Source organism: Intestinimonas massiliensis (ex Afouda et al. 2020) (assembly GCF_001244995.1).
Classification (GTDB): Bacteria; Bacillota; Clostridia; order Oscillospirales; family Oscillospiraceae; genus Intestinimonas; species Intestinimonas massiliensis.
Window position 1 is genome coordinate 1,834,926 of sequence record NZ_LN869529.1, and the last position, 20,553, is coordinate 1,855,478.

The following is a 20,553-nucleotide window of genomic DNA, read 5'->3' on the forward strand; positions in this document are numbered from 1 at the left end:
TTAAGATCCTCCTTTTAATTATGTGAGTTTTTTGCGCCTGGAAAGGTTTGTTTTCCTTTTCTCAACCTGTCACTTATTTTAGGAGATACCCTAAATGGATGGTCAACCGGAAGATGAAAAAAAGTTTTCCGCAAAACGGGCCCAAAAGTCAAAAAGGTTCCGTATGGGGGAGGGTTTTCATTTTTCCGATTCTTGCCGCCTTTGCCCGCAAAACAGGTACATTCAGCCAAATGGACGGCCAATTCTGCCCCTGTATCTTGTGTCTTTCCATAATTTTATGGCAGGGTTTTTTGCTGACTTCCCATATGACCCGTTTTCCGTTCTCACATCCCTTCCGTCCCGGAGCAGGGCCCTGGGTGCAGCGGTCATGGCCGCCGAGGCTGTCTTGGTCCTGCGTGGCTCTTGCTTCATGCTGCCGGAGTGCGTCCTCCTGGCCCCCGGCTCCGCCCCCCACCTGGTCCTGCTGAAATAGCCCGCCGCCTTTCCACGTTTTTCCTTTTCCATCCATCCGGTCAGCCACATTCCGACTATATATTTCCATTTATTGGATTATACTGTCTCTACTACCTTTCGGGATACATAGGAGGAGACAGACCATGGCGGCAAACGGAGGATTGAAAATGAAAGCGGCCCGGGCCCGGGAGGACCTGGCTCGGACGGGACGGCTGGTGCTGCGGGCGCCGGCGCTGGTCCGGGGAGCGGAGTGCGCCATCCGCTTCCTGCTGGGGGCCATGCTGGCCGGTGCGGAGATCTTCGGCGGCTGGGCCCCCTTCGGTCTGGCGCTGGTGGGCTGCTCCGGTTCGGGGCTGGACGGCTTCTGCGCCCTGGTGGGGGCGGCCTTCGGCTACCTGTCCTTTCTAGGGCTCACGGCGGGACTGCGCTACGTGGCGGCGGCGATTCTCATCTTTTCGGTGTCCTTTGCCTTCTACGATATCCGGCTCTACAAGCGGGTGTGGTTCATGCCCCTGGTGTCCTCCCTTCTCAACGGCGCCACCGGCTTCGTCTACCTGGCGGACAGCCGGTGGGACGCCCCCCAGGTCATCTTTTTCGGCACCGAGCTGCTGCTCACCGGGGCGGCCTGTTACTTCTACCGGGTGGCCTTCTCCCCCTGGACGGGCAGGCGGGAGGAGGGGAGCCTCTCCTCCCGGCAGGTCATCAGCCTGATGATCCTGGCGGGCACCGTCCTCATCTCCCTGGCCCAGTTCACCATTCTGGGGGACCTGATCTCCCTGGGCCGCATCGCCGCCGCCCTGGGCGTAATGGTGATCGCCTCCCAGGGGGGGCTGGAGATCGGGGCTGCCGCCGGGGTGGCCGCCGGGCTGTGCATGGATATCGCCGTGGGGGCTCCTGGAGCCTGCACCGTCTCCTTCGGCCTGTCGGGGCTGGTGACGGGCATGTTCTGCCGGCAGGGCCGGCTCTTGGCCGCCGTGGCCTATATCCTGACCAACGCCGTCACGGTGCTGTGGAGCTGGGAGGCGGGCCTCCGCCTGGCCCTGCTGTACGAAGTGTTCGCCGCCTCGGTGCTCTTCCTGCTGCTGCCGGACAAGCTCACCCGCCGGGTGGGGGCCCTGCTGACCCGCGAGGGGTCGTCCGACACGGCGGACCGGGCCATGGCCTATGTGCGCAGCAAGCTTCTGGAGACCTCCGGGGCCTTTCAGGAGCTCTACGCCACCCTGCGCAGCTCCTTCCGCCGGCCCGGTCCCAACGACGGCAACACCGCCGCCATCTTCGACCGGGCGGCGGGCCGGGTGTGCCGCCGCTGCGCGCTGCGGGACGCTTGCTGGCAGCGGGACTATGTCTCTACCTTCAACGCTCTCAATGACGCCCTGCCCGCCATGGTAGACCGGGGCCGGGGCCAGGCTTCGGATTTTCCCCTCCATTTCACCAGCCGCTGTCTGCACTTTCCCCAGTTCCTCTCCGCTGCCAACGAGGAGCTCACCGCCCTGCTCGCCCGCCGCCAGTACCAGGCCCGGCTCCAGGAGAGCCGGGGGGCGGTGTGCCGCCAGTACGCCGAGCTGGCCCATGTCCTGGGAAATGCGGCGGCGGAGCTGTCCGCCGAGCTGGTCCCCGACCCGGCCCGGGAAAAGAAGCTACGAGGCCACCTCACCGCCCTGGGCCTGGAGGGAAACGCCAGCGTCTACTACGACGAGGCGGGGCACCTGCGGGCCGAGCTGGAGGGCCCCGACCTGTCCGCCCTGACGGAGCCCAAGGAGCGCAAGGCCCTCTCCGCCCTGCTGGGACTTCCCCTGCGGGAGCCCGAGTATACCGGCAGCGGAGCGCTGGACAAGGTGGTGTTCACCCAGGCCGAGCCTCTGATGGCGGTGGCGGGGGTGGCCGCCCGGCAGAAGGACGGCGAGACGGTGAGCGGCGACGCGGGGGCCTGGTTCCGCACCGACGCGGGGCTTCTGTATATCCTGCTGTGCGACGGCATGGGCAGCGGGCCGGAGGCCAGCCGGGAGAGCAGCACGGCCATCCGGCTGCTGGAGCGTTTTTTGAAGGCGGGGGTAGAGGCGGAGGCTGCCCTGCGCACCCTGAACTCCGCTTTGGCCCTGCGGGGCGAAGAGGAGGGGGGCTTCACCACGGTGGATCTGCTCCAGATCGACCTGTTTACCGGCCAGTCGGCCCTCTACAAATTCGGCGCCGCCCCCACCTATGTCCGCAAGGGGGACACGGTGAGCAAGCTGTCCGGCAGCGCGCTGCCCGCGGGCCTGGTGGACGGGGACGGGGTATCCCCCGACGTGACCCGGCTGGACCTGGAGGCGGGGGACACGGTGGTGCTGGTCAGCGACGGGGTGACCGGCGGACGGCCGGACCTGTGGCTGCGGGAGACAGTGTCAGCCTTCGGCGGGGAGAGTCCCAAGGATCTGGCCCGCTCCCTTATCGACGCCCAGGAGGCGCCTGGCTCCGACGACCGCACCGCCCTGGTGGTGCGGCTGGAGCGCCGAAAGCTCTAGAATTAAGGACCGCCCCGGATGCGTGCATCCAGGGCGGTCCTTGATTCAAATAAATTCCTGGGGCGGGCCGGGCTCCCGTTCGGGGTCGGGGGGCTGGTCCCGCTCGGTGGGCTCCGGAGAGTCCTCCTGGAAGATACGGGCCTCGTCCCGCTGCTGCAGGTCCGGATTGCGGCGGCGGGCGACGGCGGTGATGGTGGGATAGAGCACGATGGCCACCAGGCCGCCGGAAAAGCCGTTGTTGTAGAGGTTCACCCCCATGTGGACCACACCGGCCTGGAGCACCACGGCGGAGTGGAGGAACCCGGCCAGCACGCCGTAGGGCCAGCCAAAGACCCCGGCGATGGGGGCCAGGGTGGTGCCGAAGAGGCCGGCGAGCTGAAGGGCAGGAGAGTTGACATTGTAGTGGAGGAAGGTGCCGCCGAGAGAGACGCCGCACATGACGGGCAGGATGTTGGCGGCGTGCTTGCCGTAGGCGGAAAATCCGATGACGGTGAGGATGCCGCCCAGGGTGGCGCCGTTCAGGTCGCCCCCGATGAGCAGGATGTACGCGGTGGCCACCAGGCCGTTGACCCCCATGTTGATGAGGACGGGGGCAGCGCCGAACATACGCAGGTAGTCGCTGGGGGCACGGCCGGAGGTAAGGAGCAGGCGGCGGTAGCCGGCCCATGCGGCCCAGGCGGGCTTGCCGCACAGGAACAATCCTGAAAAAATGAGAACGCCGCACAGGATGCACAGGGCCGCGGTGAATTTCGTGTTGTAGCCGGTGGCCCAGTACATGACCTTCTCGGGGGAGTCTCCAGCGGCGGTGAGGATGGGGACGATCATCATAGCCAGCATGCCGCAGGCAAAGCCCATGTTATAGAGGTTCATGCCGTTCTGGACCTTGTAGGTATAGGCCGACAGAGAGGGCAGCACACCTCCGATGACCATGCCCATGAGGACGCCCACCAGGAGGTTGGCGTGCTGGCTGCCCAGAGCCATGTAGCTGATGAGGGGCGACAGGGCGGTGGCCATAAGGGCCACATTGACGTGCTGACCAAAGGGCTCCCTGCGGCGCCTGGCATAGGTCCAGGTGCCCAGGATGATGGGCCAGATGTTGGCAATGTTCTTGCCGAAGAGGGAAAAGCCGGACATCAGGCCGATGAGGGCAATGGTGAAGCCGTTGAGGGGGTCTTTGCAGAGATAGAGGATGACGGTGCTGACCAGAGTCACCAGGGCGGAGTTGACCAAGGCGGCCCCCGGTCCGGCGATCTGGACATAGTCGGTGATGAGCACATCCTGCATCGTGATGATTTTGACCAGTCCCGGCAGGATGTTGGCCGGATGGTCCAGAATCACCGCCGTCAGCAGCTCAGCAGCGATAAACAGCAGGATAAATTTATACATTTTCTGGTATCGCATGGAGCGGGTCCCCCCTCTTACCTGTGGGATGCCAGAGTCCGGCGCCTTTTTATTGCGCCTTGAATGCGGCAAAGTAATCTCGCGTCTGCTGGGCGTTGCGCATGACCTCTTCCCGCAGGGCGTCCAGGGAGGGGAACTTTCGCTCCCCCCGCAGGCGCCGGAAGAATTCCATGCGGATGGTCTGCCCGTACAGGTCGCCTTGGAAATCCAAAATATAGCCCTCCACGCTGACGGAGTCCCCGTCGTCCACGGTGGGGCGCATGCCGATGTTGGTCACCGCCGGGCGGCTGTCCCCGTTCTCAAACCACACCCGGGTGGCGTACACCCCGTAGGCCGGCACCAGCACGCCGGGGGGAAAGTGGAGATTCACCGTGGGGAAGCCCAGGGTGGAGCCCAGCTTCTTGCCGTGGGCCACCCGGTCGGTAAGCACGTGGGGGTGGCCCAAAAATGCGTCGGCCCGCTCCATCTCGCCCTGGGCGATGAGGGTGCGGATGTAGGTGGAGGAGATGGTGATCCCCTCCTTTTCGATCTTAGGGATGATGTCGCAGCCCACCCCCAGCGCGGCGCATTTCTCTGCCAGGCGCCGGGGATTGCCCTCCCCCTTGTAGCCGAAATGGAAATCGTGGCCGGCCACCACATGGACAGCCCCCTGCTCCTTCACCAGGTATTCCGTGATGAAGTCCTCCCAGGGCATCCGCATCATGCTGTCGAAGTGGGCCACGATAATCTCCCGAATGCCGTACAGGCGGCGCATCAGATCGGCCCGGTCGGCCGCCGAGTTGATCAGCGGCGTGACCGCCCCGGTGATGCGGCTGCCCGGATGGGCGTCGAATGTAAAAGCGGTGGGGACCGCCTCCAGCGCGGCGGCCTTCTCCCGCACCCGGCTCAGCAGAGCGCCGTGGCCGGTGTGTACCCCGTCAAAAAAGCCCAGGGCGATGACTCGTTTGGTATCGTTCAAGGTCGTTCCCTCGTTTCTGTTGCAGATATCTGCGGGTTCAGACCTCATAAAAGCTCTTGATGGTCTTTAAGGTCCCCCGCTCCAGCCGGCCCAGCATGAGAAACGCCCCGCCCGGCCCGTAGACTCGGTAGGTACCGTCCCCCCCGGCGGCCCGGATGGACCCGCCGTTGCGAACCCGCTTCTCCCCCGCTTCGTCTACGGTGAGGGCGGGATAGCCGCCAAAGTAGGCGTCCACCGGGAGGAGCAGCCGCTCCGCCTCTCCCCGGTCCGCCGCGGCCAGCACATCCTCCAGCCGGACGGCCCGGTCCAGCCCAAACCCGGCGGCCTGGGTCCGCCGCAGCCCGGCCAGCGCCGCGCCGCAGCCCAGGGCCTGTCCCAAGTCGTGACACAAGGTGCGGATGTAGGTCCCCTTGGAGCAGAGCACCCGCAGCCGGTACTCCCCGGCCTCCGGGTCGCCCCCCTCCAGCAGCTCCAGGGCGTGAATGGTCACGGGCCGGGCCCTGCGCTCCACCTCCTTGCCCTTCCGGGCCAGCTCGTAGAGCTTCTTCCCCCCCACCTTGACGGCGGAGTACATGGGTGGCACCTGGAGGATCTCCCCCCGAAAGGGGGCCAGAGCGGCCTCCACCTCTGTCCGACCGGCGGTGACCGGTCTGGTCTCCAGCACAGTCCCGGTCCGATCCTGGGTATTGGTGATGACCCCCAGTTTTATATCCGCAATATATTCCTTATTGGACTCGCTGGCGAACTCCACCGCCCGGGTGGCCCGGCCCACAAAGACGGGGAGCACCCCTGTGGCCATGGGGTCCAGGGTCCCGGCGTGGCCGATGCGCTTTTCGTGGAAGGCCCCCCGCAGCTTGGCGCAGACGTCCATGCTGGTCCACTCGGAGGGCTTGTCGATGACAAGAATACCGTTAGCCGCCATGCTGCACCGTCCGGATGGCCTTTAAGATCTCCCGCTTAGCGTCGTCCACGCCGCCCCAAACGGTGCATCCCGCTGCGGCGGCATGTCCGCCGCCCCCCAGCAGGGAGCAGACCCGGGTGGCGTTGAGCCCGCCGTCCACGGTGCGGACGGAGAGCTTGCACTCCCCGGGCTGGAGCTCCCGGATGGTGACGGAAGTCTCCACCCCCTCCAGTTGTCCCAGGAAGGCGGCGATGTCCTCGGCGTCCCGCTCATCGGCACCCAGCCTGGCCATGTCCTCCAGGGAGATGGCGGTGACCGCCAGCTTTCCCCCGTCGTAGAGGTCCATGTTGGCCACGATGAGGGCCTCCAGGCGGAAACGCTTGTAGCTCTTGGTGCGGAAGTGGCGCTTGTTGGCGGCCTGATAGTCAATGCCCGTCTCCATGAGGGCGGCGGCTACCCGGTGGGTGGCGGGCGTGGTGTTGCCGTACATGAAGCAGCCGGTGTCGGTGGACACGGCCACATAGAGGGGCAGGGCCGTCTCCGGCCGGAGCTGGCCCAGCTCCCGCACCACGTCGTACATCAGCTCGCCGCAGGCAGCCCTAGACGGGTCCACGCAGCTTTCTTTGGCAAAGCCCTCGTAGGAGGGGTGGTGGTCAAAGGCGAAGTCGATGCCCCGCTCCAGCCATCGCTCCCCCCGGGGGGTGAACAGTCCCCGCCCGGCGATGTCCACCGACACCACCACGTCCGGCTCCGCCTCGTCGGGGGCCAGATAGGGCTCCAGATAGGGGGCAAACAGGTCGGTGGCGTCCTCGTTGGGTAGGACCCAGGCGGTTTTTCCCAGGCCCCGCAGGGCGGCGCAGAGCCCCGCCGCACACCCCACCGTGTCCCCGTCGGGGCGGCGGTGGGTCAGGATGAGGACGTGATCTCGCTGGTTCAGCCAGGCGGCTGCCTCTTGATAGTTCATGCTTATGTTCCCCTCACTCGCCTGCCTGCGGCGCTTTATTTCTCCAGGTCGTGGATGATCTCCAGAATGCGGGCCCCCTCGGCGATGGAGTCGTCGGGGGTAAAGGTGAGCTCCGGGGTATACCGGAGCTGGAGGGCCCGGCCCAGCTCCCGCCGCAGGTAGCCCGCGGCGGATTTGAGGCCCTTGACCACCTCGTGCACGTCCCCCTTGTCCAGCACGCTGACATAGACCTTGGCGTACTTGAGGTCGGGGGTGGTGTCCACGGCGGTGATGGAGATGAGGCCCTTGACCCGGGGGTCCTTGACGGTGCGGATCAGGGCGGACAGCTCCCGCTGGATCTCTTCATTGATGCGTCCAATGCGATTACTTGCCATAAAAGTTCTCCTCAAATAAACACAGGGGGATGCCGCGGCACCCCCCTGTATCGCCGAAGGCGATCAAAATCAAATCTGCTTTTGGGAAATCCACTTTCCGCAAAAACACCTCGACCCGGCCCAAACGGGGCCGAAACCGGGGGTATCGGACCGCCGTGCCGGGGTCACCCGGCGCGGCGGCACAGATCCGGAGGGATGGGACGCCCCCGGAGCCCGTTAGGGCAGGATCTGCTCCATGAGGAAGGCCTCGATGACGTCGCCCTCCTTGATGTCCTGGAACTTTTCAAAGGTGATGCCGCACTCATAGCCTGCGGCCACCTCCTTCACGCTGTCCTTGAAGCGCTGCAGGGAGGCGATGGCGCCGTCGTAGATCACGATGTTGTCCCGCAGCAGGCGCATCTGGGCGTTGCGCTGCATCTTGCCGTTGGTCACATAGCAGCCGGCCACCATGCCCACGCCGGTGATCCGGAACACGCTGCGGACCTCGGCCTGACCCAGCTCCACTTCCTTGAACTTGGGCGCCAGCATGCCCTTCATGGCGGTCTCAATCTCGTTGATGCAGTCGTAAATGACCCGGTACATGCGCATATCCACGTGGTCCCGGGCGGCGATGTCCTTGGCGTTGTTGTCGGGGCGGACGTTGAAGCCCACGATGATGGCGTTGGAGGTGGCGGCCAGCATGACGTCCGACTCGCTGACGGCGCCCACGGCGCAGTGGATGACCCGCACCCGGACCTCCTCGTTGGAGAGCTTCTCCAGGGAGGACTTGACGGCCTCGGCGGAGCCCTGGACGTCGGCCTTGACGATGATGTTCAGGTCCTTCATCTCGCCCTGCTTGATCTGGCTGAACAGGTCCTCCAGGGAGACCTTCTGGTTCTGGGGCCCGGCGGCCTGGACCTTCTGCTCGTGCTTGCGCTGCTCCACCAGTTCCCGGGCCATGCGCTCGTCGGCCACGGCGTGGAAGTCGTCGCCGGCGCCGGGCACCTCGCCCATACCGATGATCTCCACGGGCACGGAGGGTCCGGCCGTCTCCACCCGCTCGCCCTGAGCGTTGGTCATGGCCCGGACGCGGCCTACGGCGGTACCGGCGATGATGACGTCGCCCTGGTGCAGGGTGCCGTTCTGGACCAGCAGGGTGGCCACGGGCCCGCGGCCCTTGTCCAGCTTGGCCTCGATGACGGCGCCGTGGGCGGTGCGGTTGGGGTTTGCCTTGAGCTCCTTCATCTCGGCGGTGAGGATGACCATCTCCAGCAGCTCCTGGATGCCCTGGCCGGTCTTGGCGGAGATGGGGCAGATGACGGTCTCGCCGCCCCACTCCTCGGGCACCAGCTCGTAGGCGGTGAGCTGTTCCTTGATGCGCTCGGGGTTGGCCTCGGGCTTATCCATCTTGTTGATGGCCACGATGATGGGAATGCCGGCGGCCTTGGCGTGGTTGATGGACTCCACAGTCTGGGGCATGATGCCGTCGTCGGCGGCCACCACCAGGATGGCGATATCGGTGACCATGGCGCCCCGGGCGCGCATGGCGGTAAAGGCTTCGTGGCCGGGGGTGTCCAGGAAGGTGATGGGCTGGCCCTTCACCTGGACCTGGTAGGCACCGATGTGCTGGGTGATGCCGCCGGCCTCGCCCGAGACCACATTGGCGTTGCGGATATAGTCCAGCAGGGAGGTCTTGCCGTGGTCCACATGGCCCATGACCACCACCACGGGGGCGCGGGGCTCCAGGTCCTCGGCCTTGTCCTCGGCGGTGTCGATGAGCTTCTCCTCAATGGTGACGATGACCTCCTTCTCCACCTTGCAGCCCAGCTCCTCGGCGATGATGGAGGCGGTGTCGAAGTCGATGATGTCGCTGAGAGAGGCCATAACGCCGTTTTTGATGAGGCACTTGACCACCTCGGCGCCGGTCTTTTTCATGCGGGAGGCCAGCTCGCCCACGCCGATCTCGTCGGGGATCTTGACCACCAGGGGGTGCTTCTTGGCGATCTCGGCCTGGAGGCGGCGCATCTTTTCCTGCTCCTCCTGCCGGCGCTTGCTGCCCTGGAAACCGCCGCCCCGGCGCTGGTTCCGGCCCTGGAACTTCTGCTTGCCGCCCTGCATCTGGTTGGTCTTGCCGGCGGCCAGCTTCTCCAGCCGCTCGTCGTACTTCTCCAGGTTCACGTTGCCGCCCTTGCGGGTATCCACCACCTTTTTTTCCGGCACGCGGGTGGCGGGACGACCGGCGGACGGCTGAGCGCTCTGCCCCGCCGGCTGGCCCTGGGGCTGCTGGGCCGGACGGGCCGGCTGCTGGGGCCTGCCCTGGGGAGCCGCCTGCTTCTGGGGCGCGGGAGCGGCGGGCTTCTGGGCCGGCTTGGGCTCCCGGTAGACGTCGGCGTAGATGCTCTCGATGCTGTCCACCGGGTGGTGTTGGGTCAGATAGTCAAAGAGGATGGCCAGCTCGCCGTCCTCCAGCACCTGCATGTGGTTCTTGGGGGTCTTGGCGTATTTCGTCAGGATGTCAGTGATCTCCTTGGTGCCCAGGTTAAAGTCCTTGGCCACCTCGTGCACGCGGTACTTGATTAAGCTACTCAAATAAAATCCCTCCATTGGTCGTGGCGGGGATCACTCCAATACGGAAATGCGAAAGCCGGGGGCTTTCGCCCTTACGTATTGAAGCGATCCGCTCAAGTTTGATGGTTCACACACCGCTCCAGCGGTCTCATTTACTGTTTTTCACGTCACTTGACGCCCTCCTTCAGAAGCGGACATGCTCCATGGACCATGCGCCGCCTGCGCTCCGGCCGCTTCCCGTGGGAATCCCGTTCCCCGCGCGCCCCTCTCCGCCCGGCGGGGGTTGGAGGCGAAGCGGCATCATGCCTTGTCCCGGTCTCCGGGACCCTTCTTGGGGACTTTGGGCCTGCCCGGATGCTTCTCCCCGGGCTTTTGGGCGGCCAGCCTGGCCTCCGCCCCACTCAGGGCCTTTCCGTCCTTCGTGGGCGCAACCCAGGGTTTGCGCTTTCCCAGCCTCAGGTTCTTCTCGTGCCGGCGCTGCTCCTGCTGGCGGCGGAGGACCTTCTCCGCCTTTTTGCCCAGTTGTTCATAGGCGGGGCCATACCGCTCCGGATCGGCGGCGGCCAGTTTCTTCACCAGGGAGGCGGCCAGGCCCGCGTCGGTGAGGGCCAGCATGGCGCAGGACGCCCGTCCCACGGCGCCGCCCAGCTCGGCCTTGGTGTAGGGCACGGCGAGCCACAGTACATTGCCCGCCTCGCCGAAGTGGCCCGCCCGGCGGGCGGTGTTGGCGGCGGCGTCGCAGGCCAGCAGGATGACCCTGGCCTGGCGGGCCCGGGCGGCGGCCCCGACGGGCTCTTCCCCGACCTCCAAGCGGCCCGCCTTTTTGGCGATGCCCAGGAGGTGCAGCGTGTTATCCATTCGGCTCTCCCTCCTGCATCTGCCCCTCCAGGGCGGCATAGACCTCCTCGGGCAGGGGCGTGGAAAAGGCCCGCTCCAGGGCCCTGGACTTTTTGGCCCGGGCCAGGCAGTCCGGCGCCGGACAGAGGTAGGCCCCCCGGCCGGGCTTTTTGCCCTTGAAATCCAGGGAGACCTCTCCCTCGGGGGAGCGGACCACCCGGATGAGCTCCCGTTTGGACTTCATCTCCCGGCAGCCCACGCACTGGCGCATGGGGATCTTTTTCGGCATAAGCCGTCACCTCTCCCTTTCCATTCTGGGAATCTGCACTTATTCCTCGTCCACGGGGAGTTCGGCGGGCTCCTCCTCGTCCATGACCACCATATCCTCCTCGGGCTCAGGGAGCTCGCCGGGGTCGGAAACGGGCTTGATATCGATCTTGAAGCCGGTGAGCTTGGCGGCCAGGCGGGCGTTCTGGCCCTCCTTGCCGATGGCCAGAGAGAGCTGGTCGTCGGGCACGATGACCCGGCAGCTCTTGCCGTCGGGGAAGAGGTCCACGCTGACCACGTCGGCGGGGGACAGCGCGGCGGCCACATAGGCGGCGGAGTCGTCGCTGTACTTGATAATGTCCACCTTTTCGCCGTGGAGCTCCTCGACGATGTTGCCCACCCGCTGGCCGCCGGGGCCGACGCAGGCGCCGATGGGGTCCACGTTCTCGTCGGCGGACCAGACGGCGATCTTGGTGCGGCTGCCGGCCTCCCGGGCGATGGACTTGACCTCCACGGTGCCATCGTAGATCTCGGGGATCTCCAGCTCGAACAGGCGCTTGACCAGGCCGGGATGGGTGCGGGAGATGAGGACCTGGGGCCCGCGGGTGGACCGGCGGACCTCCACCACATAGACCTTGAGGCGGTCGCCCTCCCGGATGGCCTCGCCGCGGACCTGCTCGCCGGGGGCGAGGAAGGCCTCGGTGATCTCGCTGCCGGAGCCGATGCGCAGGGAGGCGGCGCCGGAGCGGGGGTCGACGCGAGTGACGATGCCGGTGAGGATCTCGTGCTCCTTGGAGTTGAACTCATCGTAGACCATGCCCCGCTCGGCCTCGCGGATGCCCTGAATGATAACCTGACGGGCGGTCTGGGCGGCGATGCGGCCGAAATTCTTGGTCTTGACCTCGATGCGGACCACGTCGCCGAGCTGGGCGTGGGGCAGCTTTTCCCGAGCCTCCTCCAGGGAGATCTCGGCGGCGGGATTGTCCACCGTCTCCACCACGTCCTTTTTGATGTACATGCGTACATCGCCCTTTTCGGGGTCGGCCCGGACCTCGATGTTGTCCCCGGCGCCCTCATGGTCCCGCTTGTAGGCGGAGGCCAGGGCCTGGGTGATCTTCTCCATCATATACCCCGAGGGGATGCCCTTCTCCTTTTCGATCTGGGCAATGGCGGCGAAAAATTCCTTGCCGTCGCTCTCGCTGCTGGCGGCCTTTGCGTTTTTTCTCGGCATAATCGTCTATCTCCTTACTCAAAAGGTCACATGCAGTCTTACCTGCGCCACATCTTTTTTCTCCAGAAGGGTGTCCGTCCCGTCGAGCTCCACCGTCACGTCCCCGTCGTCGTATCCCTTCAGGGTCCCGGTGAGCTCCTTGCGCCCTTCCCGGGCCCGGTAAAGCCGCACGTCCACCGGCTCGCCCCGGAAGCGGGCGAAGTGCTCCGGCCTCTTGAGGACCCGGTCCGCCCCGGCGGAGGAGACCTCCAGGGTGTAGGAGCCCTCGATGGGGTCGGCCTCGTCCAGCGCGTCGGACAGGGGGCGTGACACGGCCTCGCAGTCGTTGATGGACACGCCGCCCTCCCGGTCGATGTAGACCCGGAGGTACCACTCCCCCGCCTCTTTCACATATTCCACATCCCAGAGCGTGCAGCCGCAGGCCTCCACGATGGGGGCGGCCAGCCCGGCGGCGATCTCGGTCACTTTCGGCATTCCATTCCCTCCGGTAAGATATCCCATAATTTTACAGATCCGTTTTTTTCAATAAGAAAGAGCGGGGCGTGCCCCACTCTTCACGGATACGTACACTGGTAGTATACGCAGTATATCACAAAAGTGTCCTCATTGCAAGGGTTTTCCACGAATTTGCAGCACTTTGAGGGGCGGGCCGTCCAAATAGACCACGGTGTCTGCCAGGGACAGGGTGTGCCTCTCGTGGGCGGCGAGAAGAACGGGGATCCCGGCGGCCCGCACCGCCGCCATCAGGGCCTCGGCCCGGGGGGCGTCTACGCCGGTGAAGGGCTCGTCCAGCAGGAGGTATCTCCGCCCCAGCGCCAGGGCCCGGACCAGGGCCAGCCGCCGGGCCATGCCGCCGGACAGAGCGGCGGGGAGGTGTTCTTGCTCCCCGGTCAGGCCGGCCAGCGCCAGCAGCCGGGCCGCCTCGTCCCGGCGGGGGCGGGGCAGCACGTCGGTGAGCTGCTGCTCCACCGTCCGCCAGGGCAGCAGGCGGTTTTCCTGGAAGAGCAGGGCGGTCTCCTCCGGCGCCAGCCCCAGCACCCGGCCGCTCTCCGGCCTCTGGAGCCCGGAGAGCACCCGCAGCAGGGTGGTCTTGCCGCACCCCGAGGGGCCGGACAGGGCGGTGACGCCCGTATCCGGCAGCTCCAGCGAGAAGCCGTCCAGCACTTGTTTGCCGCCGAAGGCGACGCTCAGGTCCTCGATGCGGATCATGGCCGCCTTCCCCCTTCCAGCCCCTCCGCCCGCCGGAGCAGTCCGCCCACCGCCCATTCCAGCAGAAAGCTCAGGGCGATGACCACCAGGGTCCAGGCGAAGAGGGAGGGGGTCTCCAGATAGTATTTGGTGTTGTAGATCTGCGTGCCGATGGCGTTCTGGGGCTGGCAGAGCACCTCGGCGGCCACCCCCGCCTTCCAGGCCAGGCCCAGGGCGGTACGGCAGCCGCTGGCGAAGTAGGGCAGCACGGAGGGGATGTAGATCCGCCGCAGGGTCCTGCCCCGCCCGAAGCCGTAGGCCCGGGCGAGCTCCAAAAGCTGGGGGTCGGTCTCGGCGATGCCCCGGGTGACGTTGCCCCACACCACCGGCAGCACCATGAGGGCGGAGATGAGCCCCGGCACCCGGCCCCGCTCCACCCACAGGTAGACCAGCAGGATGAAGGAGGCCACGGGGGTGGCCCGGACCACCTTGACGGCGGGGGTGAGCACCCAGTCCAGCAGGGGGACCCAGGCGGTGAGCCCGGCCAGCAGGGCGCCCAGCGCCACCCCCAGCAGCAGTCCGCCGAAGATGCGCAGCAGAGAGGCCAGGGCCGTCTGCCAGAATACGGCGCCGGCCGCCAGCTCCAGCAGGCGGCGGCCCACCGCCGCCGGGCCCGGCAGCAGCAGCTCCTGCCCCACGGCGGCGGCGGCAAGCTGCCACACCCCCAGCCAGAAGAGCACTGGGAGAAGGACCCTTCCAATGCGTCTCATGGCGGTACCTCCTTCCCCTGCGCGCCGGTCCCCGCGCCTTTATTCGAAATAGAAGCCGTCGTCGGGGATGCTCCCTCCGAGGGCGTCGGGGTTGGCGGCGGAGAGCACCTCAAAATACCCCTGGATGGCGTCGGCCATGTCCACCTTCCCGGTGATACACACCAGAGAGCACTTGGGGATGGCCAGCTCGGCGATCTTGGCCTTGGGAGTGATCCCGTACTGGGCCACCAGCTCAGAGGCGGCGGCGGGGTCTCCCTTGACGTACTCCACCGAGGCGGCGTAGTCCGCCAGGAAGTTTTCCACCGCCTCAGGGTGCTCCTGAGCGAAGGCCGTGCGCACGGCGATGCAGGTCATGGTCAGGTGGCTGCCGTTGTTGAGGCCGTCCCACTCGGCGGACAGGTCCAGAGCCTCCCGCACGTCGGGGTTGCTCATCTGAATGGCGGTGGCGGCGGGGACGGGCATCATGCACAGCCTGGCCTCGCCGGAGACCATGAGGGCGGAGACCTCGTCGGCGGTCTTCCACTGGATGTCCACCTCGGCGGGGTCCACCCCGTTCTCGGTGAGCAGGTAGTTGAGCACGTACTCGGGGTTGGCGCCCTGGCCGGTGGCGTAGAGGGTCTGGCCCTTCAGGTCGGCCATGGACTGGACGGTGTTCCCGTTCTCCAGAATGTAGAGGACCCCCAGGCCGCTGACGGCGGCGATCTGGATGCCGCCGTTGGTCTTGTTGTAGAGGTTGGCGGCCACGTTGGAGGCCACGGCGGCGATGTCCAGGCTGCCGCTGGACAGTCCGGCCACAATCTCGGTGTTGTCGGCCATAATGCTGTAGGCATAGTCGTTGGCGGTCTCCCCGGCGTCGCTGTCGGCCAGGAGCTTGGCAGCGCCCACGCCGCTGGGTCCCTTGAGAACAGCCAGGTTAACGGTCTGCTTCTCCGCCGGAGCGGTCTCAGACGGGGTGGGGGTGGGCGTCACGGTCTGGCTGGGGGTGGGGGAAGGGGACTGACTCCCGCTCCCGCCGGTGCAGCCGGCCAGCAGGCCGGCGGTCAGGGCCAGCGCCAGGCCCAGGGCAAGAATCTTGCTTCTTTTCATGTGGGTTTCCTCCTTGATTTCGGCTTTTACGCCTGACTTTGCCGGAGCAGGGCCTCCCGGTCGGCGGTCTGGACCAGCTTTCCCGTCCGCCGGATGGCCCCCGCGCCCTCCAGGACCTCAAAGGCCCGGTAGAGAGAGGCCCGGCTCACGTCCAGCCGCTGGGCCAGCTCAGTGGCGGTGCACGTCACCGCCCTCCCTTCGCTACCCTCGCTGAGCAGATAGCGGGCCAGCTTGCCCACGGCCCCGGGCCCGGTGAGCCCCTCGATCTTCCGGTTCAGGAAATGGATGCGCTCGGAGAGATAGCGGATGTAGTTGGCGCACGCCGCGGGGGATTCGGCCATGAGCCGACTCACCAGCTCCTGGGGGAAAAAGGCCACGGCGCAATCCTCCAGGGCAGTGATGGTGGTCTCATAGCGGGTCCGCTGGTTGTAGAGGGCGGCCGCCCCGAACAGATCACCCCGCTCCAGGGTGCTGACCACCAGCTCCCCCTTGGTGACCCGGGCCCTGCCCTCCAGCAGCACCCCCAGGCTGCGCCGAAAATGCCCAGGGCTGTAAATCACGTCCCCCCGCTGGTAGTTCTCCCGGGTACACAGGGGGTCCTGGACGGCCCGCCGGACCGTCTCCCACTCCAGTCCCTGGAACAGGAAGGTCCCGGCCAGCAGCTCCAGCTCCCGGGGATTCCATTCTGGCCGCATCGTCGCTTTCCTCCGTTTTGTCTCATTTGAGACACTTTAAGAGTTTAGTCTTTTTGATAACCAATGTCAAGGCATCTGCATAGGATATTTTGGAAATGGAGGTAACGCCGATGCCTAAGAATTGTTCCAAGGACCGCCCGCCGGTGTGGTCGGTGCCGGGCCCGCTGCCCGGCGGGGATGTCCGCGCCGGAGGCCGCGTCTCCTCCGCCCCGTCGTTCTCCCCGGCGGAGGAGGCCGCCGCCCGCCGGGCGCGGCTGGAGGATATGCCCATGTGCCGCTACAGCCACCCCATCCCCACAGCCACCTGCACCGAGGAGTCCGAGGTGGCCTGTCTGCTGCAATGGCAGAACGGGCTGCTGTGCGAGCTGCTGGGCACGGTCAACGCACTGCTGGCCCTGGGTCTGGGCCGCCCGCCGCAGGACCCGCCGTCCTGCCCCTGAAAAGCCGCATGACGCCCCGGCCGTGAAGCCGGGGCGTCATGCGGTTTATGTTGAGCTTCCGATCCTCCGATAGGTCACGTAGCGAAAGGGTAGGCCCCCCTCCTCCAGGGGCGGCTCCTCCGCCTCCACCGCCCAGTCCTCCCGGGCGTCCAGGTCCGGGAACCAGGTGTCCGCCCCGGGGAAAACGGCGTCGATCTTGGTCACGTAGGCCCGGTCGCACCAGGGCAGCAGAGCCCGATAGACGCTGCCTCCGCCAATGACGAACGCATCGGCGGGGGCGACCGCCAGCAGGGTCTCCAGGCTGGAAAAGACCTCCGCCCCCTGGGGGCGGAAGTCCGGCTTCCCGGAGAGCACCAAGTTCCTTCGTCCGGGCAGGGGCCGCCCGCCGGGGAACGTCGCCAGGGTCCTGCGGCCCAGGATCACCGTATGGGCGGTGGTCAGGGCTTTGAAGCGCTTGAGGTCCGCCTTGAGGTAGGCCAGTTGGTCCCCGTCCCTGCCAATGGCCCAGTTCCGGTCTACGGCTGCGATGAGCTGCACGGTCCTCTCTCCTTCCGATGCAGGCCCCGGAACCATGCGCAAACACACCTTCCGTCCGGGAAGCTGTCCTTGCGCGCGGTCCCGACCCGGGTGCGCCGCCGAATGGTGCCAGACGGGGAGGCAGGAGCCGGAGGCTCCCCCCGGCATCCCCCGCTCCGGTCGGTCGGCGCCGGCGTAGCCGGGCCTTCCCATCGGGCGCGGGGACGGGCGGTCTCCCCCCTGTCCTCGCCGTCTGGTCCTCGGTTGGCAAAGCCGACGCGTCTGCCTCGGGTCGGCTTTGCCGGTATTGGTAGCACCAATGAGGTCTTGCCTACAAGATACCACAGATATTGGTGAGTGTCAACAATTTTTTGTCTGTTTTTGGCCTGGAACTCCGTTTTTTTGTCCTCCGGCCTGACCGGTTTTTCTACTTTTACACCGCCACGGGAATCTTTTCCTCCAGCGTGTGGGCCCGGTAGCCCTCCAGCTTCAGATCGTCCCGGGTGAAGGCGTAGAAGTCGGTAACGGCGGGGTCCAGCACCAGCGCGGGGGCGGGATAGGGCTCCCGGGCGATGATCTCCTCCACAATGGGCACATGCCGGTCATAGATGTGGGCGTCGGCAATGACGTGGACCAGCTCCCCCGCCTCCAGGCCGGAGACCTGGGCGAGCATGTGGACCAGGGCGGCGTACTGCATCACATTCCAGCCGTTGGCGGTGAGCATGTCCTGGGAGCGCTGGTTGAGCACGGCGTTGAGGGTCCGGCCGCTGACATTGAAGGTCACCGACCAGGCGCAGGGGTAGAGGGCCATCTCGCTCAGGTCGTGGTGGTTGTAGAGGCTGGTGAGGATGCGCCGGGAGGCCGGGTTGTGCTTTAGGTCGTAGAGCACCCGGTCCACCTGGTCGAACTCCCCCTCGGGATAGCGGTGCTTCACCCCGAGCTGATAGCCGTAGGCCTTGCCGATGGAGCCGCTCTCGTCGGCCCAGGCGTCCCAGATATGGCTGTTCAGGTCGTGGATGCTGCTGGACTTTTTCTGCCAGATCCAGAGCAGCTCGTCCAGGGCGCTTTTGAAGGCCATCCTGCGGATGGTCTGGATGGGGAACTCCTCCCGCAGGTCGTAGCGGTTGACGATGCCGAATTTCTTCACCGTGTGGGCCGGCGTCCCGTCCTCCCACCGGGGGCGGACGTTCTGGTCGGTGTCCCACACGCCGTGGGCCAGGATATCCCGGCAATTTTCGATAAAAAGCTGATCTGCCCGGCTCATAATGCGCCTCCTGTCCCGCTGAGGGCGATTTGTTCACTATCATAGCACATTTTTGCCTCGCCGTGAAGTCCTTTTTGTGGCTTTTAGAATATGGACTTTCCCGTAAAATCCCCTATAATATACTATTGTTGTCCCATTTTTTCGCTTGCGACTTATTCGGATACTAAATATTCCGTCGGAGGTCACCATGGAGGAGAAGCCCAAGTTTCATCTGCCCGGCGTGGGCCTGCGCAACCTCAAGGCGGCCTTTTCCGCCGCCCTGTGCGCCGCCCTCTACTTTCTCATCGGCCGGAACCCCACCTTTGCCTGCATCGGCGCCGTCTACGGCATGGGCAGCGACATGGGCGACTCCTGGAAGCAGGGGGGCAACCGTCTCATCGGCACCGTCATCGGCGGCTTTTTGGGTATGGCCCTGTTCTGGCTCTACCGGGTCCTCAACCCCTCCGGGGAAACGCGGGTCCTCCTGGTCCCCCTGCTGGCCCTGGGTGTGGTGGTGCTCATCGTGCTGGCCCAAATGTTCCAGTGGCCCACAGCGGTGCAGCCGGGCAGTGTGGTGTTGTGCATCATCCTCTTCAACACCCCGGTGGACACCTACGTCAGCTACGCCCTCAACCGCATGGTGGACACCGGCGTGGGCGTCATCTTCTCCATGCTCATCAACTACCTGCTCCCCCGGGAGCGGCTGGAGCCCTGGCTGGAAAAGCTGCGGGGCAGCTCCGGTCGGGTCCAGAGCGGTGAGAGCTGAACTTTCTCATACAAACGCCGCGGAAGCAAAGGCTTCCGCGGCGTTTTCCGGTCCTACAGGGACAAAAAGATTCCCTCCAAATCGTTGTGCGGCAGGGCGGCGCGGACCCGGGGCCACAGCCGGGCGGCGGCGGCCTCCACGTACCATGCCGTCCCCCGGTCCAGAGCCAGTCCGCCGCTGAGGGTGCGCCCGGCAGCGCGGAGCTCCCTTTCCCCCGCCTCTGCGGGCAGGGCCCGCAGCCGTCCGGCCAGCCGTGCCCGCCCCTCCGACGGCAGAGCCAGGTCCAGCGGGTCCAGCCCCAGCAGGGTGCGCCCCAGAGCGTTGACGGCCACCGGCTCGAACAGGTTGATATGCAGGCCCCGGTAGTCCGGGCAGGAGCCCTCCAGCACCCGGACCACCGCACGCCGGTCAAAGCAGTTCAGAAACCGGCTCTCCGCCAGCAGGCGGGACAGCCAGGAAATCAGGTAGTCCACCCCCAGCAGCCTCTCCGGCGCTGGGAGGCAGAGTTGATAGTCAATGTCGCCGGGCACCTCATGGGCGAAAAAGCGGCGGTCATACCGGCGCCAGAAGGCTCCGATGCCTGCCAGCGTATCGGTCAAGGAGCGGTTCTCGATCCGGGGCCGGGCAATACAGGCCGCCTGCCACAGCCGCCTAGCCTGTGCCGTCCGCTTCTCCAGCGCGGCCTGCTCCCGGCGGAAGGCCTCCTCCAGGGGTTCCCGGAGCAGAGGCCGGGGGTCGGCGGGCCGCTCCCGCCCCTCCAGACCCAGCACATACCGCAGGGAGCACAGCAGCTCGGCGGCGGTCTCCCGGGGCAGGGAGCTGTCCCCCGCGGCATAGCGGCGGCACTGGTCCGCCAGCAGTCCGGCCAGCCGCTCCTGAAGCGTCAGCAGCTCCGCCGCCGACCATCCGGCGCAGGTCAGCTCAGCCGTCGTCATCGGCATCCCCCTCCCCGCCCCGCAGCTCCCGGCACAGCCGGTCCAGAGCGGTGCCGCCCAGATACTCCAGACTCCCCTGCGCCGGGCCGTCGAAGGCCTTACGCATGGCCGCCAGGAGTGCGTCATCGGTGAGCCGCCCCAGGGACTCATTCTTATAATAGTAGAAGAGGTCCTGGAGCTCCGCCAGGGTATCGGCATAATTGTCGGGGGCCAGCCAGGGGGAGTCGTAAAATGCGTAGATCAGCTCGGGGAGGATTCCCTCCCCAAATTCCCCCCGGCCGGTGTCCCGCAGGGCGGCGGCGCGCCGCTCCAACAGGCGGGTGATCTCTCCCTCTGACAGGGTCAGACCCGCCCGTTCCGTCACCCGGCTGCACGCCCGCAGGCCCGCCGCCCCGTCCGTCCGCCGGAGGGGCAGGGCCGCCAGAGAAAAACAGTCCTCCATGCTTCATCACCTCATATTCTTCTTACACCCTGGGCGGC

Annotated in this window: 21 protein-coding genes; 3 read left to right on the forward strand and 18 right to left on the reverse strand. The window is 66.2% G+C overall.

Annotated elements, in window-relative coordinates:
* The first annotated feature begins 596 nt into the window (after positions 1–596).
* The gene (locus tag BN2154_RS12820) at positions 597–2,954 is read left to right on the forward strand and encodes a SpoIIE family protein phosphatase (RefSeq protein WP_050619150.1); all 2,358 of its coding nucleotides are present in this window, start codon (positions 597–599) and stop codon (positions 2,952–2,954) included.
* A gap of 45 nt (positions 2,955–2,999) precedes the next feature.
* On the opposite strand, the gene BN2154_RS12825 is transcribed toward BN2154_RS12820, so the two are convergent.
* The 14 genes from BN2154_RS12825 to BN2154_RS12890 form a co-directional block, all read right to left on the reverse strand.
* On the reverse strand, positions 3,000–4,355 hold the full coding sequence (locus BN2154_RS12825; protein WP_050619151.1) for a DUF1576 domain-containing protein: 1,356 nt from the start codon (positions 4,353–4,355) through the stop codon (positions 3,000–3,002).
* A 49-nt stretch (positions 4,356–4,404) separates the two neighbouring features.
* The gene (gene ribF, locus BN2154_RS12830; RefSeq protein ID WP_094762510.1) at positions 4,405–5,313 is read right to left on the reverse strand and encodes a riboflavin biosynthesis protein RibF; all 909 of its coding nucleotides are present in this window, start codon (positions 5,311–5,313) and stop codon (positions 4,405–4,407) included.
* 37 nt (positions 5,314–5,350) lie between these two features.
* Entirely contained in the window at positions 5,351–6,235 is an 885-nt protein-coding gene (gene truB, locus BN2154_RS12835; protein WP_050619153.1) for a tRNA pseudouridine(55) synthase TruB, read from the reverse strand.
* Positions 6,225–7,178 carry a DHH family phosphoesterase gene (locus BN2154_RS12840; protein ID WP_050619154.1) on the reverse strand — a complete coding sequence of 318 codons (954 nt, stop codon included), beginning with the start codon at positions 7,176–7,178 and terminating at the stop codon, positions 6,225–6,227. Before BN2154_RS12840 ends, truB begins: the two co-directional genes overlap by 11 nt.
* 35 nt (positions 7,179–7,213) lie before the next feature.
* Positions 7,214–7,552, reverse strand: a complete 339-nt coding sequence (rbfA, locus tag BN2154_RS16125) for a 30S ribosome-binding factor RbfA (RefSeq protein WP_050619155.1) — start codon at positions 7,550–7,552, stop codon at positions 7,214–7,216.
* A gap of 216 nt (positions 7,553–7,768) precedes the next feature.
* The gene (gene infB, locus BN2154_RS12850; protein WP_438819142.1) at positions 7,769–10,120 is read right to left on the reverse strand and encodes a translation initiation factor IF-2; all 2,352 of its coding nucleotides are present in this window, start codon (positions 10,118–10,120) and stop codon (positions 7,769–7,771) included.
* Between the two features lie 279 nt (positions 10,121–10,399).
* Positions 10,400–10,957 carry a L7Ae/L30e/S12e/Gadd45 family ribosomal protein gene (locus BN2154_RS12855; protein WP_195892354.1) on the reverse strand — a complete coding sequence of 186 codons (558 nt, stop codon included), beginning with the start codon at positions 10,955–10,957 and terminating at the stop codon, positions 10,400–10,402.
* A complete protein-coding gene (gene rnpM / locus BN2154_RS12860) occupies positions 10,950–11,225 on the reverse strand; it encodes an RNase P modulator RnpM (protein WP_050619157.1) in 276 nt (91 codons plus the stop codon). Before rnpM ends, BN2154_RS12855 begins: the two co-directional genes overlap by 8 nt.
* Positions 11,226–11,264: 39 nt before the next feature.
* Positions 11,265–12,434 (reverse strand): transcription termination factor NusA, encoded by a 1,170-nt coding sequence (gene nusA, locus BN2154_RS12865; RefSeq protein ID WP_050619158.1) that lies wholly within the window; start codon positions 12,432–12,434, stop codon positions 11,265–11,267.
* An 18-nt stretch (positions 12,435–12,452) separates the two neighbouring features.
* A complete protein-coding gene (gene rimP / locus BN2154_RS12870; RefSeq protein ID WP_050619159.1) occupies positions 12,453–12,908 on the reverse strand; it encodes a ribosome maturation factor RimP in 456 nt (151 codons plus the stop codon).
* A gap of 129 nt (positions 12,909–13,037) precedes the next feature.
* Positions 13,038–13,643, reverse strand: a complete 606-nt coding sequence (locus BN2154_RS12875) for an ATP-binding cassette domain-containing protein (protein ID WP_050619160.1) — start codon at positions 13,641–13,643, stop codon at positions 13,038–13,040.
* On the reverse strand, positions 13,640–14,392 hold the full coding sequence (locus BN2154_RS12880; protein ID WP_050619161.1) for an ABC transporter permease: 753 nt from the start codon (positions 14,390–14,392) through the stop codon (positions 13,640–13,642). The genes BN2154_RS12875 and BN2154_RS12880 overlap by 4 nt, the downstream gene beginning before the upstream one ends.
* A gap of 39 nt (positions 14,393–14,431) precedes the next feature.
* Positions 14,432–15,478 (reverse strand): ABC transporter substrate-binding protein, encoded by a 1,047-nt coding sequence (locus tag BN2154_RS12885; RefSeq protein ID WP_050619162.1) that lies wholly within the window; start codon positions 15,476–15,478, stop codon positions 14,432–14,434.
* A gap of 26 nt (positions 15,479–15,504) precedes the next feature.
* Complete coding sequence (locus BN2154_RS12890; RefSeq protein ID WP_050619163.1) at positions 15,505–16,173, reverse strand: Crp/Fnr family transcriptional regulator; 669 nt, start codon at positions 16,171–16,173, stop codon at positions 15,505–15,507.
* 110 nt (positions 16,174–16,283) lie between these two features.
* Between BN2154_RS12890 and BN2154_RS12895 the strand changes: the two genes are divergently transcribed.
* Positions 16,284–16,613, forward strand: a complete 330-nt coding sequence (locus BN2154_RS12895; RefSeq protein ID WP_050619164.1) for a hypothetical protein — start codon at positions 16,284–16,286, stop codon at positions 16,611–16,613.
* Between the two features lie 45 nt (positions 16,614–16,658).
* Here BN2154_RS12895 and BN2154_RS12900 read toward each other — a convergent pair whose 3' ends face one another.
* Together BN2154_RS12900 and thyA are read right to left on the reverse strand one after the other, a co-directional pair.
* Positions 16,659–17,150 (reverse strand): dihydrofolate reductase, encoded by a 492-nt coding sequence (locus BN2154_RS12900; RefSeq protein WP_050619165.1) that lies wholly within the window; start codon positions 17,148–17,150, stop codon positions 16,659–16,661.
* 412 nt (positions 17,151–17,562) lie between these two features.
* Positions 17,563–18,393: a thymidylate synthase gene (gene thyA / locus BN2154_RS12905; RefSeq protein ID WP_050619166.1), complete on the reverse strand. Its 831-nt coding sequence runs from the start codon at positions 18,391–18,393 to the stop codon at positions 17,563–17,565.
* Positions 18,394–18,580: 187 nt separating this feature from the next.
* Between thyA and BN2154_RS12910 the strand changes: the two genes are divergently transcribed.
* Complete coding sequence (locus tag BN2154_RS12910; RefSeq protein ID WP_050619167.1) at positions 18,581–19,138, forward strand: FUSC family protein; 558 nt, start codon at positions 18,581–18,583, stop codon at positions 19,136–19,138.
* Between the two features lie 53 nt (positions 19,139–19,191).
* Here the strand turns inward: BN2154_RS12910 and BN2154_RS12915 are convergent, their stop codons facing one another.
* Entirely contained in the window at positions 19,192–20,073 is an 882-nt protein-coding gene (locus BN2154_RS12915) for a DUF6179 domain-containing protein (protein WP_050619168.1), read from the reverse strand.
* Positions 20,060–20,515 carry a DUF6323 family protein gene (locus tag BN2154_RS12920; protein ID WP_050619169.1) on the reverse strand — a complete coding sequence of 152 codons (456 nt, stop codon included), beginning with the start codon at positions 20,513–20,515 and terminating at the stop codon, positions 20,060–20,062. The genes BN2154_RS12915 and BN2154_RS12920 overlap by 14 nt, the downstream gene beginning before the upstream one ends.
* Between the last annotated feature and the right edge of the window lie 38 nt (positions 20,516–20,553).

Coding starts and splice junctions, on each gene's coding strand:
- truB (WP_050619153.1), bottom strand. CDS start 6,235: ATGGCGGCTAACGGTATTCTTGTCATCGACAAGCCCTCCGAGTGGACC.
- nusA (WP_050619158.1), bottom strand. CDS start 12,434: ATGCCGAGAAAAAACGCAAAGGCCGCCAGCAGCGAGAGCGACGGCAAG.
- BN2154_RS12885 (WP_050619162.1), bottom strand. CDS start 15,478: ATGAAAAGAAGCAAGATTCTTGCCCTGGGCCTGGCGCTGGCCCTGACC.
- rbfA (WP_050619155.1), bottom strand. CDS start 7,552: ATGGCAAGTAATCGCATTGGACGCATCAATGAAGAGATCCAGCGGGAG.
- BN2154_RS12895 (WP_050619164.1), top strand. CDS start 16,284: ATGCCTAAGAATTGTTCCAAGGACCGCCCGCCGGTGTGGTCGGTGCCG.
- BN2154_RS12915 (WP_050619168.1), bottom strand. CDS start 20,073: ATGACGACGGCTGAGCTGACCTGCGCCGGATGGTCGGCGGCGGAGCTG.
- BN2154_RS12840 (WP_050619154.1), bottom strand. CDS start 7,178: ATGAACTATCAAGAGGCAGCCGCCTGGCTGAACCAGCGAGATCACGTC.
- BN2154_RS12880 (WP_050619161.1), bottom strand. CDS start 14,392: ATGAGACGCATTGGAAGGGTCCTTCTCCCAGTGCTCTTCTGGCTGGGG.
- rnpM (WP_050619157.1), bottom strand. CDS start 11,225: ATGCCGAAAAAGATCCCCATGCGCCAGTGCGTGGGCTGCCGGGAGATG.
- BN2154_RS12820 (WP_050619150.1), top strand. CDS start 597: ATGGCGGCAAACGGAGGATTGAAAATGAAAGCGGCCCGGGCCCGGGAG.
- BN2154_RS12875 (WP_050619160.1), bottom strand. CDS start 13,643: ATGATCCGCATCGAGGACCTGAGCGTCGCCTTCGGCGGCAAACAAGTG.
- BN2154_RS12825 (WP_050619151.1), bottom strand. CDS start 4,355: ATGCGATACCAGAAAATGTATAAATTTATCCTGCTGTTTATCGCTGCT.
- rimP (WP_050619159.1), bottom strand. CDS start 12,908: ATGCCGAAAGTGACCGAGATCGCCGCCGGGCTGGCCGCCCCCATCGTG.
- BN2154_RS12890 (WP_050619163.1), bottom strand. CDS start 16,173: ATGCGGCCAGAATGGAATCCCCGGGAGCTGGAGCTGCTGGCCGGGACC.
- BN2154_RS12910 (WP_050619167.1), top strand. CDS start 18,581: ATGGAGGAGAAGCCCAAGTTTCATCTGCCCGGCGTGGGCCTGCGCAAC.
- BN2154_RS12855 (WP_195892354.1), bottom strand. CDS start 10,957: ATGGATAACACGCTGCACCTCCTGGGCATCGCCAAAAAGGCGGGCCGC.
- thyA (WP_050619166.1), bottom strand. CDS start 18,393: ATGAGCCGGGCAGATCAGCTTTTTATCGAAAATTGCCGGGATATCCTG.
- BN2154_RS12920 (WP_050619169.1), bottom strand. CDS start 20,515: ATGGAGGACTGTTTTTCTCTGGCGGCCCTGCCCCTCCGGCGGACGGAC.